Below are 449 nucleotides of genomic sequence, written 5' to 3'. Positions count from 1 at the left end.
GCGCTGCGCCTGGATGACCTTCGCGCCCAGCAGGCAGAAGGCCTGCGCCGCCTCGCAACCGAGCGGTCCGCCGCCGATGACCAGAAGCCGCTTCGGGCACTCCGTGAGATCGAACATGGTCTCGTTGCTGAGATAACCGGCGTCGGCAAGCCCCGGGATCGTCGGCAGCCTCGGGCGCGCGCCTGTCGCGATCAGCGCCTTCCTGAAACGCAAGATTTGTCCGGCGACCGTGACAGTGTCCCTTCCGGAAAACCGCGCTTCGCCGAAATAAAGGTCGATGCCTTCGGAAACCAGGCTACCGGCGGCATCGGCGCGGCTGATCCGCTGCCGGATCTGCCGCATCCGCGTCATGGCGCGCTGAAAGTTGACGTGAAGACGGTCCGGCATGTCGCCGCCGAAATTCTCTGCATCGCGCATGTCGGCATAAAGCCTTGCGGTGCGGATGATCG

The 449-nt window shown here is 65.0% G+C and carries 1 protein-coding gene; it reads right to left on the bottom strand.

Annotation, left to right across the window (positions count from 1 at the left end):
* A partial coding sequence (locus tag EN749_RS37120; RefSeq protein ID WP_189368072.1) for an FAD-dependent oxidoreductase occupies window positions 1-449 on the bottom strand: 449 nt, incomplete at both ends.

The sequence above is a fragment of the Mesorhizobium sp. M7A.F.Ca.ET.027.02.1.1 genome (assembly GCF_004022985.1).
GTDB lineage: Bacteria > Pseudomonadota > Alphaproteobacteria > Rhizobiales > Rhizobiaceae > Mesorhizobium.
The sequence above is the reverse complement of the archived record's forward strand: the minus strand, read 5'-3'. Positions and strand labels throughout refer to the sequence as shown.